At 68.7% G+C, this 252-nt stretch carries 1 protein-coding gene; it reads right to left on the bottom strand.

Going from position 1 to position 252, the window contains the following annotated elements; all coding sequences use genetic code 11:
- On the bottom strand, positions 1–252 hold a 252-nt coding region (locus ACX9YW_RS23320; RefSeq protein WP_460351153.1), incomplete at both ends, for a hypothetical protein.

Here is a 252-nt window from a genome sequence, read left to right as displayed (position 1 = left end):
AAGACCGCCGCGGCCCGGTTGCCCAGCGCATCGAAGCGGTACAGCGCGTGGCGTTTGGCGCGCAGCATCATCGGCATCAACAGCAGCAGCGGCGCGGCCAGCAGCAGGGTCGCGCCGATCACATACCCGGCCAGCAGATGACGCAGGCCATACAGGCTCCCGCCCAGATACTGCATGTGGTTGAAGCAGGCGCCGGCCAGCAGCACGCCGCCGGCCAGCGCAAGAATGGCGAAGCGCTCCTGTGCCATGCCC

The organism is Pseudoneobacillus rhizolycopersici, from assembly GCF_054786815.1.
This window is presented reverse-complemented; position numbering and strand designations above follow the sequence as displayed.